Below are 520 nucleotides of genomic sequence, written 5' to 3'. Positions count from 1 at the left end.
GCCACCGGCTATAAGTGGCTTCGCCGCTGGGCGGAGGAAGGGGCCGCCGGTCTTCAGGACCGCCCGCGCATACCGCACCATTCCCCGAACCGCTCATCTGACGACATCACGGCCCTGCTGCGTATGGCACATGAGCGCCATGAACGCTGGGGCGCACGCAAGATAAAGCGCTGGCTGGAAGACCAGGGGCACACCATGCCCGCCTTCAGCACCGTCCATAACCTGATGGCCCGTCACAGTCTGCTCCCGGGCACTTCACCGGGCATTCCCGCCACGGGACGGTTCGAACATGACGCACCGAACCGGCTCTGGCAGATGGATTTTAAGGGCCACTTTCCCTTCGGCGAGGGGCGCTGCCATCCGCTCACCCTGCTGGACGACCACTCCCGTTTTTCCCTGTGCCTGGCGCCCTGTACCGATGAACGGCGCGAGACCGTGCAGCAGCAACTGGTCAGCGTGTTTGAACGCTACGGCCTGCCGGACAGGATGACGATGGATAACGGCTCACCGTGGGGAGACA

At 64.2% G+C, this 520-nt stretch carries 1 protein-coding gene; it reads left to right on the top strand.

The features are described 5' to 3' along the window. A partial coding sequence (locus ACTJJA_RS23925) for a helix-turn-helix domain-containing protein (RefSeq protein ID WP_440669343.1) occupies positions 1–520 on the top strand: 520 nt, incomplete at both ends.

Source organism: Enterobacter sp. 22452, from assembly GCF_052045065.1.
GTDB lineage: Bacteria > Pseudomonadota > Gammaproteobacteria > Enterobacterales > Enterobacteriaceae > Enterobacter > Enterobacter mori.
The sequence above is the reverse complement of the archived record's forward strand: the minus strand, read 5'-3'. Positions and strand labels throughout refer to the sequence as shown.